The sequence below is a fragment of the Klebsiella sp. C283 genome, assembly GCF_048822555.1.
In the GTDB taxonomy this organism is placed as follows: domain Bacteria; phylum Pseudomonadota; class Gammaproteobacteria; order Enterobacterales; family Enterobacteriaceae; genus Klebsiella; species Klebsiella quasipneumoniae.
Map to the genome: position 1 here is coordinate 1 of NZ_JBMEZS010000007.1, position 13,880 is coordinate 13,880.

Consider the following 13,880-nt stretch of genomic DNA (forward strand, 5'->3'; position numbering starts at 1 on the left):
GCTATCTGCACTGGTTATCGGCTGGCAATATGAGAATAGAAATGAAAATCCTGCTTAACTGGTCGCCGTTGCGCCGGCTCTTCACCTACCTTCAGGAGCGCTTTACCTTTCTGGTGCTGCTCTGCTGGCCAGCGATAATCTGGCTGTTCTGCCGGGTCGGCGTGTGGCTGACGGATAACCTGTATGAACTGCTGGGGAAATCACCCGCCCAGTCCTTCACTGTCTATCTGCAGCCGTTTATGACCCCCGGCACGCTGCTGCGCATCTCCATCAGCTGGGTGGTGCTGCTGTTCATTCTCTTCAGCATGGCGATGGCCTTCACCTGGGGTCTTCGCCACTTTATGAATCGCCACAAATAAACCATTCGGGCCGCCGGGAGTCGACGGCCCTTCTTAAGCCCTTACGCCATCTGACCAATCGTTTTGCGAAAACGCAGCAGGGCGATAGTAAAGAACACCGCTCCGATAGCCAGCAAGGTTAAGAACTGCGGCCAGACGATACTGAAGCTGGCGCCGCGGTACAGAATCGCCTGCGCCAGACTGACGAAGTGGGTGGTCGGCATGGTCAACATGATATCCTGAACCAGCTGCGGCATACTTTCACGCGGCGTGGAGCCGCCAGAGAGCATCTGCAGCGGCAGCAGCACCAGGATCATCAGCAGCCCCAGCTGCGGCATCGAGCGGGCGAGGGTGCCCATAAAAATGCCGATCGAGGTGGTGGCGAACAGGCTGAGCGCCACCCCCAGCATAAACAGTGGAATCGACCCCTCAATGGGCACCTGCAAAATCCCCTGAACCATCAGCAGCAGCGACAGCCCGGAGACCACCAGCACCACCAGCCCCATCGACCAGATCTTGGCCATCATGATCTCAAACGGCGTAACCGGCATCACCAGCAGGTGCTCGATGGTACCGTGCTCGCGCTCGCGGATCAGCGCCGAGCCGGTGAGGACAATAGCCAGCATGGTGATGTTGTTGATGATCGCCATCACCGCGCCAAAGCGCTCCTGTTCCAGGTTAGGGTTAAAGCGCATTCTTACCGCCAGCTCTACCGGCAGCACGCTGTTCTCCCGGTAGCGGGCAATGAAGCCGTTTACTTCGCCGTTAATAATATTCTGGATATAGCCGTTGCCGGTAAAGGCCTGGCTCATGCGCGTGGCGTCGACGTTGACCTGCACTTCCGGCTGGCGGCCGGCCAGCACATCGCGCTGGAAATTTGGCGGAATATTGATGGCGAAAGTGTAGCGCCCGGCATCCAGGCCGGCGTCCATCTCATCGGCGGTGATCAGCTCCGGTTCGAGAAACCAGGGGCGGTAGAAAGCGTTAATGATGCGTGAAGAGAGCTGCGACTTATCCATATCGGCAACCGCAATTGGCGCCAGGTGCAGCGAGCCGGGCATCACCGTAGCTGAGGAGTACACCGACACGGTAAAAGCAAACACGATTAGCGCCAGCATCGCTTTATCACCCAGCAGGCTGCGCAGCTCTTTGACGCCGAGGTTATAAATATTACGTAATCCGCGCATCACCCCTCCTGTTTCTTCAGCAGCAACACGCTCAGCCCGAGCACCAGCGGCACCGCAATCAGTAGGGGAATAAAGGAGCCCCACAAATCGCTGAGATTCAGCGCTTTGGAGAAGGTGCCGCGGGCGATAGTCAGGAAGTGGCTGGTCGGGTAGATTTGTCCAATCCAGCGCCCGGGGCCTTCCAGCGACGCCACCGGATCGATCATCCCGGAGAACTGGGTCGCCGGGATGAGCGTAATGATGGCGGTGCCGAAGATGGCGGCGATTTGGCTCTTCATAAAGGTTGAGATCAGCAGTCCCAGTCCGGTGGCGATGGTGACATAGAGCAGCGCCGCCAGGCTCAGCGTCAGGAAGCTGCCCTTATGTGATACGCCAAAGACGAAGACCGACAGCGCGCACAGCAAAAAGAAGTTAAACATTCCCAGTACGATGTAAGGCACCTGCTTGCCGAGCAGGAATTCGCTGCGGGTGGTCGGCGTCACGTACAGGTTGATGATCGACCCGAGCTCCTTCTCGCGTACCACGCTCAGGGCGCTGAGCATCGCCGGGATCATCATCAGCAGCAGCGGGATCACCGCCGGGACGATGGCCGGCAGGCTCTTCACGTCCGGGTTATAGCGATAGCGGGTCTCAATGGAGATGAGAGAGGTAGCGCGCTGCGGACTGCTCTGCCGGGCGGCCATCTCCTGCAGCCAGGCCAGATGCATGGCCTGCATGTAGCCGCGTACCGTTTCAGCACGGTTTGGCATTGCGCCATCCACCCAGACACCGATTTGCACCGGCGTGCCGCGGGCGATATCGCGGCCAAAGTTCGGCGGGATCTCTATCGCCACCGCCAGCTCGCCGTCGCGCATCCGCCGGTCGAGCTCATCGTAACTGCGCAGCGGCGCCTGTTCGATAAAGTAGCGTGAGCCAGCGATATTCTGCGACCAGCCCTGACTGCTGAGGGTTTGATCGCGGTCGAGTACCGCAAAGCGCAGATCCTCGACGTCCATGCTGATCCCATAGCCCATGATAAACATCAGGATCACCGTTCCCAGCAGCGCCAGCGTCGAGCGCACCGGATCGCGGCGCAGTTCCAGCGCTTCGCGGCGGCTGTAGCTGAACAGCCGTTGCAGACTGAAGGCCTGGCGCGGGGCCGCGCGTTCTGGATGGGATGCTGCAGCAGGCGCAGGTTCCTCAGGAGCTGCGGCGGTTGGCTGCGCCTCCTGGAGCCAGGCGATAAACGCCTCTTCGAGGCTGGCGGCACCGCGCTGCTCGACCAGCGCCTGCGGCGTATCGCTGGCCAGCACCTTGCCGGCGTGCATCAGCGAGATGCGGTCGCAGCGTTCTGCCTCATTCATAAAGTGGGTGGAGATAAAAATGGTCACCCGATCCTGACGCGCGAGGTCGACCATCAGCTGCCAGAACATATCCCGTGCCACCGGATCGACCCCGGAGGTGGGTTCGTCGAGGATCAGCATTTCCGGGCGATGGATAACCGCCACCGCCAGCGACAGACGCTGACGGATGCCCAGCGGCAGGGCGGTGGGCAGGGCGTCTTCCACTTCGCTGAGCATGAAGCGCTCGCTCATTTCCGCCACCCGACCGGGGATTTCGCCGTCCGGAATATGAAACAGGCGGGCGTGCAGTTCGAGGTTTTGCCGGACGGTCAGTTCGCTATAGAGCGAGAAAGCCTGCGACATATAGCCCACCCGCTGGCGGGTGGCGATATCTTTCGGGTCGACCGGCTGGCCGAACAGCCAGGCTTCGCCTTCGCTGGCGGGCAGCAGGCCGGTGAGCATCTTCATGGTGGTGGATTTGCCGCAGCCGTTGGAGCCGAGGAAGCCGAAGATTTCACCGCGGGCGATGCGGAAGTTAACGTGGTCGACGGCGACGAAGTCGCCAAAGCGCATGGTCAGCCCACGGGCTTCGATGGCGATCTCTTCCTCGCGGTCGTCGCGCGGCGGGATTACCACTGCCTTATGCGCCTGGCGCTGCGCTTCCGGCAGCAGGGCGATAAACGCCTGCTCCAGCGTCTGACTGCCGGTCTGCGCTTTCAGCTCCGCAGCGGTACCGGTCGCCAGCACCTCGCCGGCGTTCATCGCCACCAGCCAGTCAAAGCGCTCAGCCTCTTCCATGTAGGCGGTAGCCACCAGCACGCTCATCTCCGGCTGGCGCTGACGAATGCTGTCGATAAGCTCCCAGAACTGCGCCCGGGAAAGCGGGTCGACGCCGGTGGTGGGTTCATCGAGGATCAGCAGCTGCGGGTCGTGGATAAGGGCGCAACAGAGCCCCAGCTTTTGCTTCATCCCGCCGGAGAGCTTACCCGCCGGGCGATCGCGAAACGGCGCCAGCCCGGTGCTCTGCAGCAGCTCGTTGATACGAGATTCGCGTTCGGCTTTATCGTGGCCAAACAGGCGGGCGAAGAAGTCGACGTTTTCATACACCGAAAGGGTGTGATAGAGGTTTTTCCCCAGCCCCTGCGGCATCCAGGCAATCTTCGGGCACACCTCGCGGCGGTGATGAACGTCACGCATATCCCCGCCGAGCACCATCACGTTACCCTGCTCAATAGCCCGCGCCCCGGCGATGAGAGAGAGCAGGCTCGATTTGCCGACGCCGTCCGGGCCAATCAGGCCGACCATGCGCCGCGCCGGGATCGCCAGACTGATATCCCGCAGCGCCACGGTGGTGCCAAAGCGCTGGCCAACGTTGTCCAGCCGGGCGACGGGGGGCGAGGTATCCTGTGGCGTCAGTATCATTGCGGCAACCTTACCGTCAGGGCTTCAGGCCAGGACAGCTGGTTATCCAGCCGCACGTAAGCCATGCCGGGCAGACCGGTTTTGACATACTCCAGGTGCTGCGCCAGCAGCTCCGGCGGGATACGCACTTTGACGCGGAACATCAGTTTGAGACGCTCGTCGCGGGTCTCCACCGTTTTCGGCGTGAACTGGGCGACGCTGGCGACAAAGCTGATATTGGCCGGGATCACCAGATCCGGCGCGGCATCGAGGATCAAGCGCGCTTCGCTGCCGAGCGCCAGCAGACCCGCCTGTTCGGTGGGCAGAAAGAAAGTCATATAGACGTCGGCGAGATCGACCATGTTCAGCACCCGGCCACCGGCGGCCAGGACTTCACCGGGCTCGGCGACGCGATACTGAACGCGGCCGTCGCGGGGGGCTTTCAGCTCGCTATCGTCAATATCGGCGAGGATCCGCCGCTCGGTCGCCTGGGCGGCTTCGACGCGGGTTTGCGCCTGAATAATGCTGGTGCGGGCGGCCTCGATGGCGGCGCGGGCGGCAGAGACCTGGGCTTTCGCCGACTCCAGCGCCGCGCGAGCGCTCTCCGCCGCGGCGCGATCGTCATCCAGTTGCTGAGCGGAGACGGCGCCGCGCTGGGAGAGAGTGTGCGAGCGGACGTGACGTTTCGCCGTGGAGTCGAGCTCCGCCTGACGCTGCTTCACTACCGCTTCGCTGGCGCGCATTTCACTTTGCCGCTGATCGAGCAAGGCTCTGGCGGCCAGGACCGCGCTTTCCGCTTCCTTGATTTGCGCGGCGGCTTCAAGACGCTGCTCGTTCAGTACACGGGTATCCATTCTCGCCAGCACCTCTCCCTGGTGCACGAACTGACCCTCTTTGACCAGAATGGTGTCGATACGCCCGGCGATTTTGCTGGCAATATCCACCTCGGTGGCTTCGATTCGTCCGTTGCTACTGGCAAAACCCTCCGGGAGGTCCGGCGGGCGCAGCAGCCACCATGCTGCGGCGGCGAGTACCACCAGTAAGCCGACAAAATACCCTGTCCAACGTTTCTTTATTTTGTCCATACGCGACTCGCTTGATTCCCTGTGCGAAGTGATACGCGTGTCTTCTCCGGCGGGCGGAGCGTCCTCCTTGCGAAGGACGAATGAGTGGGGAAGGGCCGCTGACGCCGCGCTCTACCGCGTCGATGCGCAGCCGAACGCTGTACTACTTATGTGGTCATCATCAGCGATCCTGGCCTTAATGAAACACGCATAGTGAGAGCTACCGTTAACGTGATAGTAACATTCGCGGCGGCGTTGTCCACACTAAAGGCAGGGTCTTGTCGACGCGTTAACAAAATATCCACTACCGGAAACCTTTCATCACCTCAGAACAGGACCGGCAGCCCCAGACCTCGTTTCACCTCATGCAGCGTCTGCTGCGTCAACTGGTGGGCGCGCTCGCTGCCCTGACGCAACAATTCCAGCAGCATCCCTTTATCCTGAATAAAGGTGGCCCGCCGTTCGCGGATCGGCGCCAGGAGCGCCTGCAGGCAGGTTTCCAGTTCATTCTTACACTGGCGATCCCCCAGCCCGCCGCGCTGATAGTGGGCTTTCATCTCAGCCACCCGCGCCTTATCGCTATGGAAAGCGTCGAGATAGGTAAACACCACGTTGCCGTCGACATGCCCCGGATCGCTGACTCTCAGGTGCGTCGGGTCGGTATACATCGCGCTGACCGCGCGGTGGATCTCCTCTTCACTGGCCGATAACGTCAGCGTATTGCCCAGCGATTTCGACATTTTGGCGTTGCCGTCGACGCCCGGCAGGCGGCTCACTTCGCTGAGTAGCGCCTTGCAGTGGCGCAGCACCGGTTCGCCGGTGAGGCTATTCATCTTGTGGACGATCTCGTTGGTCTGCTCAATCATCGGTAGCTGATCGTCGCCCACTGGCACCAGTTCGGCTTTGAAGGCGGTGATATCTGCCGCCTGGCTAATCGGATAGGCGAGAAAGCCCACCGGCAGCGAACGGGCGAATCCCTTCTGGGCAATCTCATTTTTGACCGTCGGATTACGTTCCACGCGGGCGACGGTGACGATATTCATATACAGCGCGCTGAGCTCCGCCAGCGCGGGCAGGGCGGACTGCAGGCAGATCGTGGTGAGCCTGGGGTCAATGCCGACGGCCAGATAATCGGCCATCACTTCGAGAATATGATGGCTTATTTTTTGCGGGTTGCTGCCGTTGTCAGTGAGCCCTTGCAGGTCGGCGATCAGAATAAACTGCTGGTGGTCGTGCTGCAGCGCGACGCGCTGGCGCAGCGAGCCGACGTAGTGGCCAAGATGTAGCTGGCCGGTGGGGCGGTCGCCAGTGAGGATGGTTTGCGGATGGTTCATCAGGGACTCCTTATCAGACTGTTCAGCCGAAAGACGTCCTGAAAACACCAAAGCCGCCTTCCGGCGGCTTTGAAAATGGAAACGTGTATCGTGCCGCCTGTTATGCAGGCAGCCACCAACGGCGGGGATAGGTTACGATCGCGTTTCTGTTCATCTTTTTATCCTGCCACGGAATAGGCCAAGAGCGCAATCAAAAACCATATGATTTTGCTGGTATTATTTTTTTGTTGTTTTGCGGTAAATGACCAGACGGGAAAATAGGTTTTCTCATAGACCTGATAATTATTATGGAACAATAAAGTATGTTGCAGGCTTTTTGTGAAAAAGCTCACGTCACAGGATTATAGTATTATTATCCATATTTATAGCTGGATATTACCTGTCTGCTGTTACAGCTTGTGTTTATTCTCTTCTAAATTATTAACATTATTACTATTTATATCTTTTTTCCATTTTGCGTCATACCCCTGTCTGACTACAACGTATTGAGGCTAATTATTATGCATAAACGTCTGGTCGTTAATATTTTTTCATCCTTGCTGTTGGGGGCTGCGCTTATTTCCGCGCCGGTATATGCGGCGGAAAAAACGGTAGTCAATATTTCAAAAGTAGATGGCATGCCATGGTTTAACCGGATGGGTGAAGGGGTAGTCCAGGCTGGGAAAGAGTTTAACCTCAACGCCTCTCAGGTTGGGCCGTCCAGCACCGACGCGCCGCAGCAGGTGAAAATTATTGAGGACCTGATTGCACGTAAAGTGGATGCCATCACTATCGTGCCTAACGATGCCAACGTGCTGGAGCCGGTATTCAAAAAAGCCCGTGACGCCGGCATCGTCGTGCTGACCAACGAATCGCCCGGGCAGCCGAGCGCCAACTGGGATGTGGAGATCATCGATAACGAGAAGTTCGCCGCTGAATATGTGGAGCATATGGCCAAGCGGATGGGTGGCAAAGGCGGCTACGTTATCTATGTAGGTAGTCTTACGGTACCGCAGCACAACCTGTGGGCCGATCTGCTGGTGAAATACCAAAAAGAGCATTATCCGGACATGCATGAAGTCACCCGCCGCATGCCGGTAGCGGAAAGTGTTGATGATTCCCGCCGTACCACGCTCGATCTAATGAAAACTTATCCGGATTTGAAAGCGGTGGTCTCTTTTGGTTCGAATGGTCCGATTGGCGCGGGGCGCGCGGTGAAAGAGAAGCGTGCGAAAAACAAAGTTGCGGTCTACGGGATGATGATCCCATCGCAGGCGGCCTCCCTCATTAAGAGTGGTGATATTACAGAAGGCATTACCTACGATCCGGCGACAGCCGGCTATGCCCTCGCGGCCGTCGCCAGCACCCTGCTGAACGGCAAATCCATTGAGCCAGGATTTGAACTGAAAGAGCTCGGTAAAGCGGATGTCGATAGCGACAAGCATATTATCCGCTTCCATAAAGTGCTGCTGGTAAATAAAGACAATATTGATTCGCTCTACTAATCCATCTTCCGGGGCGCCTGGCGCCCCGGCTTAACCTGCCAGGGGATGTTATGGAACCTTTCCTTTCCCTTCGTCACGTCAGCAAAACCTTCCACGCCAACCGCGCGCTCAATGATATCAGCATCGATTTTATGCCCGGGGAAGTACACTGCCTGGCCGGGCAGAACGGTTGCGGGAAGTCGACGTTGATCAAAATTATCTCCGGCGTCTATCGCCCGGATGAGGGCGCGGCGATGGAGCTGGGCGGCAAGACGTGGCCCAGACTGACGCCTGCGGCCTCTGTCGCCCATGGGATCCAGGTGATTTATCAGGATCTGTCGCTGTTTCCCAATCTCAGCGTGTGGGAGAACATTGCCATCAACCACTATCACCGCGGCGTGCTGGTAAAGCGCAGCGAACTGCGGCGCAGTGCGGAGCAGGCGATGCGGAGTATTAACGTCTCGCTGCCGCTTGATGCCACCGTTGAGTCGCTCTCCATCGCCCGCTGCCAGCTGGTGGCGATCTGCCGCGCGCTGGCGCAGGACGCCCGGCTTATCATTATGGATGAACCCACAGCCTCATTGACCCATCAGGAAGTGGAGGGGCTACTGAATGTCGTGCGCCAGCTACGTGAGAGGGGGATCTGCATCGTCTTCGTTAGCCACCGTCTGGAAGAGGTCATGGCCGTATCGGATCGCATCAGCGTGCTGAAGGATGGCAATCTGGTCGGCACCTTACCGGCGGCAGAGGTGACTACTCGGCGACTCGGTTTTCTGATGACGGGCCAGGAGTTTGATTATCAGGTGCGCGACCTGTGGCAAGGGAAGGGCAGCACGCCGGTACTGGAAGTGCGCAATCTCAGCCGCAAGGGGGAATATCACAACGTCTCTCTGAAGGTCGAAGCCGGAGAAGTGGTGTCGATAGTCGGCCTGCTGGGTGCGGGGCGAACAGAGTTGTGCCTGAGCCTTTTCGGCATGACCCGCCCCGACAGCGGCGAGATCCTGATAAATGGCCAACCGGTGCGGTTGCGTAGCAATCAGGACGCTATCCGCCACGGTATCGGCTATGTCTCTGAGGACCGTATGTCACGCGGCCTGGTGATGAGTCAGTCGATTGAAAATAACATCATCAGCACGGTGTTTCATAAAGTGAAAGGCACTTGCGGACTATTGAGTGACAGTAAAGCTCAGCAACTGGTCGCGAGAATGGTCAACGCGTTGACCATTAAAGCGCCGGATACGCATTTGCCGGTGAATACCCTCTCCGGCGGCAATGCCCAACGCGTCTCTATCGCCAAATGGCTGGCGATCGCCCCTAAGCTGCTGATCCTTGATAGCCCGACGGTGGGGGTGGATATCGCAAACAAAGCCGGGATCTATCATATCATCAGCGATTTGGCTGCCCATGGCATCGCCGTGCTGATGATTTGTGACGAGATCGAAGAGGCGTGGTACCAGAGTCATCGCATCCTGGTGATGAAGCAGGGCGAATTGACGCATAGCTTCCTGCCGGACAGCAGTAACCAACAGCAGATAGCGGAGGTGGTTAATGGCTAATCTGTTGAAACAACATGAATTCTGGTTAGGTATGTTTATTATCGCGCTGTGCCTGATGCTGGGCTGGCGCAGTGAGGAATTTTTCACTTTCGGTAATATTTACGACCTCGCTAATAACTACGCGATGCTGACTATCCTCGCCTGTGGCCTGTTCGTGGTGCTGATCGCCGGCGGGATTGATATCTCCTTCCCGGCCATGACCATTATCGCCCAGTACGGCATGGTAGTGATGCTGCAAAAAGTGGGCGGCAACTTCGCGGTGGCCTTTGTGCTTGCCGGCGGTATCGGCGTGCTACTGGGGCTGGTTAACGCGCTGTTGGTCAATCGTCTGCGGGTCCCCTCGATCATTATCACCATTTCCACGCTCAATATTTTCTACGGTTTGCTGCTGTGGTTAAGCAAAGGTGTCTGGCTCTATGACTTCCCCCCGTGGTTTGAAAAGGGGGTCATGCTGTTCAAATACACCGATGCCGATGGTTACGATTACGGCCTGGGGCTGCCGCTGCTGACGATGATAGCGGTGGTGTTGTTGACCGCGTTTATCATGAATTTCACCACCGTTGGCCGCAAGATCTATGCCATGGGCGGCAACCGGGAATCCGCCAGCCGCGTCGGCTTCAGTGTGCTCCGCCTGCAGTTGTTCGTTTATGGCTACATGGGGCTGATGTCGGGGGCCGCAGGTGTCGTGCAGGCATGGACAGTGATGACTGTCGCGCCGGATTCATTGCTGGGCTATGAGCTGACGGTGCTGGCCGCGGTGGTGCTGGGCGGCACCAGCCTGATTGGCGGGCGCGGAACCCTCACCGGTACGCTGCTGGGGGTGATTTTACTGGCGGTGATGCAGAACGGCCTGAACCTGCTGGGGGTCTCCTCCTACTGGCAGACCCTGATTACCGGGGCGATCATCGTCGTCAGTATCAGCGTAACGGCCTGGAGCCAGCATCAGAACCGGAGCTTGTTATGAAAAAATCATGGCGCAATAACGTTGAGTTTTACCTGATCGGCCTGCTGCTGCTGACGGTTATCGCCTTTAGCATTGCCATGCCAAACATCTTCTGGTCTGTCACTAATTTCCAGTCGATTGCCTCGCAAATGCCGGTGTTGGGGATCCTGGCGCTGGCGATGGCAATGACCATGCTTTGCGGCGGCATTAATCTGTCAATTATCGCGACCGCCAACGCCTGCTCGCTGGTGATGGCCTGGGTAGCGACAAGCTATCCACCGGGTGCCGCCACTGCGCTGGCGACGCTGCTGGCCGGCGGAGGGGCGGCGATGATCATTGGCCTGTGCAACGGGATACTGATCGCCGGGATCCGTGTTTCGCCGATCCTGGCTACCCTCGGTATGATGACCCTGCTCAAAGGGATAAATATTTTGATCACCGGCGGCAGCGCCATCGCTAACTATCCTCAGTGGGTACTGTGGCTGAATCATGCCCAGTGGTTTGGTATTCCGCTACCAATGTGGCTTTTTGCGGTGGTGGCGATCGGGCTGTGGGTGCTGCTGGAGAAAAGCCCGCTGGGTCGAGCGATCATGTTGATCGGATCCAACGAGCGGGCGACCCATTATTCCGGGATCAATACCCGACGGGTGTTGATGTGGGTATATGTCATCTCGGCCCTGCTCTGCGCTGTGGCCGCGTTTCTGATGATGTCGAAGCTGAACTCAGCCAAAGCGTCTTATGGAGAATCGTATCTGTTGGTGTCGATCCTCGCGGCGGTGCTTGGCGGCGTGAATCCGGATGGCGGCAGCGGGCGCATCGTCGGGATGGTGCTAGCGCTGTTCCTGCTGCAGATCATTGAGAGTGGGTTCAATATCCTCGGTATCAGCCCCTATCTGACGATGGCGCTGTGGGGTGTATTGCTGCTGTGCTTTATCCAGGCGCGAGGCATGCTGGGGCTGGAGAGAGTCGGATAAACTACCCATCCTCGGTGGCGAAGACGGGCAGCGTTTGTCTGCTACTTGCTACGCAGATGCACCGCCAGGCCGCTTTGCCCCGGCGCCAGCTCCGGGCGCAGCGTCAGCGATGGGATCAGATAGTCGCCATGATTTTGCCGGCGAAATGGAATGGGCTCAGTTTGCCACAGCGTGTCCAGCCGCCCGGCCAGGGTGGCGCACTGGTTGGCGAACTGCGCGGCATCGGTTTTGTCCGTGCGGTAGAACACCAGCGGCGGAAGCACCTCGAAGCCGGGATAGAACAGCATACCGTGCTGAATGGGGAACAGGATGTCGTCGATGGGGCCATTGATCCCGCGCGGTGAATAGTGTTCCGCCCAGCCGCCGGCGGTGACGATCAGCATTGCCCGCTTGCCGACGAAGGTGCCTTCCCCATAGCGATCGCCCCAGTGGCGGTCGCTGTGCTCGCCGACGCCATAGGCAAAACCCCAGGCGTATACCCGATCGATCCAGCCTTTCATGATCGCCGGCATCGAGAACCACCACAGCGGGAACTGAAAAATCACCGTATCGGCCCACAGCAGCTTTTCCTGCTCGGCTGCGATATCCGCGCTTTGAGTTCCTTGCGAAAAGGCCTGTTTTGAATCAAGGGTAGGACGCCAGAACTCGCCGACCGGCGGCGCGCCGCTGTCGTCGGCGTCATACCCGGCCTTCCAGCGCATGGCGTAGAGATCGGACACCTGGACTTCATGACCGGCCTGCTGCAGATGACGGATGGCGAAATCTTTGAGTCCGCCATTGAGGGAGCGCGGTTCCGGATGGGCGTAAATCAGCAGTACTTTCATAACATCACCTCTGAAGTGGGAAGATCTGCAGAGTAGGAAAGCTGGCGCTATAGTAGAAATTAATTACTTCAATCTCAGGTATAGCTGTGATTAATTTACATCGTCTGGATCTCAATCTGCTGCGCACGCTCGACGTGCTGCTCAGTGAAAACAACGTCACCCGGGCGGCGCAGCGACTGAATCTGTCGCAGCCGTCGGTGAGTATTCAGCTCGCCAGGTTGCGGGAGATGTTTGCCGACCCGCTGCTGATGCCGGGCCCGCGCGGCATGCAGCCCACCGCCCGCGCCGATGAGCTTCGCCAGCCGCTGCGCGCCGCGTTAGCCGCGCTGGAGCAGGCGGTGGCGCCGGTCAGCCCTTTTGATCCGGCGACGGCGGCGGAGACCTGGCGGGTGGCGGCGACGGACTATATGGCCTCGGCGATCCTCCTGCCGATGCTGGGCAGGCTACGCCTGGCCTCTCCCGGCAGTCGGCTGGCGGTATTTGAGCTCCAGCCGGCGCGCCTGGAGCAGCAGGCGGCCAGCGATGAAGTGGATCTCTGCTTCCATACCCGCGAGGGCGCGCCGCCGGGGCTGCATCAGCGCCTGCTGTTTCGCGAGCGCTACGTGCTGGCGGGCCGGGCCGGGCATCCGGCGCTGCGGCAAGGGTTGAGTCTGGAAACGTTCTGTCAGCTGGAGCAAGCGATCGTCTCCCCGGACGGGGGCGGCTTCAGCGCAGCGACCGATACCGCGCTGGCGAACCTTGGCCTGACGCGGCGGGTTGTCCTCTCCGTGCCACATTTCCTGTTTATGCTGGAGACCCTGCGCAATAGCGATTTGGTGGCGATGCTGCCGGAGCGGCTGGTGCGCGGGCAGAGCGGGCTGGCGGTCGTCGAGCCGCCGCTGGCGGTCGCCGGCTTTGAGATGCTGATGCTGTGGCACGAGCGCTGGCACCGCGACCCGGCGCATCAATGGCTGCGCCAGTTCATTGTGAATTCACTGGAGGAACAGACATGCTGAGCGGACTGAATCACCTGACCCTGGCGGTCAGCCAGCTGGCGCCGAGCGTGGCGTTTTATCAGCAGCTGCTGGGTATGACGCTGCACGCCCGCTGGGAGAGCGGCGCCTATCTCTCCTGCGGCGATCTGTGGCTATGCCTGTCGCTGGATCCGCAGCGGCGCATCACCCCGCCGGAGGAGAGCGATTACACCCATTATGCGTTTAGCATCAGCGAAGCCGATTTCGCCTGCTTCGCCGCTCGCCTTGAGGTTGCCGGCGTGGCGGTGTGGAAGCTGAACCGCAGCGAAGGCGCCTCGCACTACTTCCTCGACCCCGACGGCCATAAGCTGGAGCTGCACGTCGGCAGCCTCGCCCAGCGTCTGGCCGCCTGCCGCGAACAGCCGTATAAGGGGATGGTGTTTTTTGACCAGTGAAGCGCTTTGCTGACGCGGGATCATCCGTAGCCCCGGTAAGCGCAGCGCCACCGGGGAGAACAGGTT

At 59.3% G+C, this 13,880-nt stretch carries 12 protein-coding genes; 7 read left to right on the plus strand and 5 right to left on the minus strand.

Annotation, left to right across the window (positions count from 1 at the left end; all coding sequences use genetic code 11):
- Positions 1–41: 41 nt before the first annotated feature.
- The gene (locus ACOI7Z_RS14510) at positions 42–359 is read left to right on the plus strand and encodes a hypothetical protein (RefSeq protein WP_004204117.1); all 318 of its coding nucleotides are present in this window, start codon (positions 42–44) and stop codon (positions 357–359) included.
- A gap of 41 nt (positions 360–400) precedes the next feature.
- Here the strand turns inward: ACOI7Z_RS14510 and ACOI7Z_RS14515 are convergent, their stop codons facing one another.
- The 4 genes from ACOI7Z_RS14515 to trpS form a co-directional block, all read right to left on the minus strand.
- Positions 401–1,525, minus strand: coding sequence for an ABC transporter permease (locus ACOI7Z_RS14515; protein ID WP_048336335.1), 1,125 nt, complete (start codon positions 1,523–1,525; stop codon positions 401–403).
- The gene (gene rbbA / locus ACOI7Z_RS14520; protein ID WP_087849125.1) at positions 1,525–4,269 is read right to left on the minus strand and encodes a ribosome-associated ATPase/putative transporter RbbA; all 2,745 of its coding nucleotides are present in this window, start codon (positions 4,267–4,269) and stop codon (positions 1,525–1,527) included. The genes ACOI7Z_RS14515 and rbbA overlap by 1 nt, the downstream gene beginning before the upstream one ends.
- The gene (locus tag ACOI7Z_RS14525; protein WP_086076465.1) at positions 4,266–5,333 is read right to left on the minus strand and encodes an HlyD family secretion protein; all 1,068 of its coding nucleotides are present in this window, start codon (positions 5,331–5,333) and stop codon (positions 4,266–4,268) included. Before ACOI7Z_RS14525 ends, rbbA begins: the two co-directional genes overlap by 4 nt.
- A 305-nt stretch (positions 5,334–5,638) precedes the next feature.
- Complete coding sequence (trpS, locus tag ACOI7Z_RS14530) at positions 5,639–6,646, minus strand: tryptophan--tRNA ligase (protein ID WP_086076464.1); 1,008 nt, start codon at positions 6,644–6,646, stop codon at positions 5,639–5,641.
- Between the two features lie 500 nt (positions 6,647–7,146).
- On the opposite strand from trpS, the gene ACOI7Z_RS14535 reads away from it, so the two are divergent.
- The 4 genes from ACOI7Z_RS14535 to ACOI7Z_RS14550 are packed head-to-tail and all read left to right on the plus strand — an operon-like array spanning position 7,147 to position 11,582.
- Positions 7,147–8,130 (plus strand): autoinducer 2 ABC transporter substrate-binding protein, encoded by a 984-nt coding sequence (locus ACOI7Z_RS14535; protein WP_023291822.1) that lies wholly within the window; start codon positions 7,147–7,149, stop codon positions 8,128–8,130.
- Positions 8,131–8,180: 50 nt separating this feature from the next.
- Positions 8,181–9,665 carry a sugar ABC transporter ATP-binding protein gene (locus ACOI7Z_RS14540; RefSeq protein ID WP_049014154.1) on the plus strand — a complete coding sequence of 495 codons (1,485 nt, stop codon included), beginning with the start codon at positions 8,181–8,183 and terminating at the stop codon, positions 9,663–9,665.
- Positions 9,658–10,629: an ABC transporter permease gene (locus ACOI7Z_RS14545; protein WP_023291824.1), complete on the plus strand. Its 972-nt coding sequence runs from the start codon at positions 9,658–9,660 to the stop codon at positions 10,627–10,629. Before ACOI7Z_RS14540 ends, ACOI7Z_RS14545 begins: the two co-directional genes overlap by 8 nt.
- Positions 10,626–11,582: an ABC transporter permease gene (locus ACOI7Z_RS14550; RefSeq protein ID WP_023291825.1), complete on the plus strand. Its 957-nt coding sequence runs from the start codon at positions 10,626–10,628 to the stop codon at positions 11,580–11,582. The genes ACOI7Z_RS14545 and ACOI7Z_RS14550 overlap by 4 nt, the downstream gene beginning before the upstream one ends.
- Positions 11,583–11,623: 41 nt before the next feature.
- Here the strand turns inward: ACOI7Z_RS14550 and ACOI7Z_RS14555 are convergent, their stop codons facing one another.
- Complete coding sequence (locus ACOI7Z_RS14555; protein ID WP_065883223.1) at positions 11,624–12,406, minus strand: NAD(P)H-dependent oxidoreductase; 783 nt, start codon at positions 12,404–12,406, stop codon at positions 11,624–11,626.
- 86 nt (positions 12,407–12,492) lie between these two features.
- Here ACOI7Z_RS14555 and ACOI7Z_RS14560 point away from each other — a divergent pair, with 86 nt between their 5' ends.
- Both ACOI7Z_RS14560 and fosA read left to right on the plus strand, forming a co-directional pair.
- Entirely contained in the window at positions 12,493–13,401 is a 909-nt protein-coding gene (locus ACOI7Z_RS14560; RefSeq protein WP_023291827.1) for a LysR family transcriptional regulator, read from the plus strand.
- Complete coding sequence (fosA, locus tag ACOI7Z_RS14565; RefSeq protein ID WP_072421092.1) at positions 13,395–13,814, plus strand: FosA5 family fosfomycin resistance glutathione transferase; 420 nt, start codon at positions 13,395–13,397, stop codon at positions 13,812–13,814. The genes ACOI7Z_RS14560 and fosA overlap by 7 nt, the downstream gene beginning before the upstream one ends.
- The last annotated feature ends 66 nt before the right edge of the window (positions 13,815–13,880 follow it).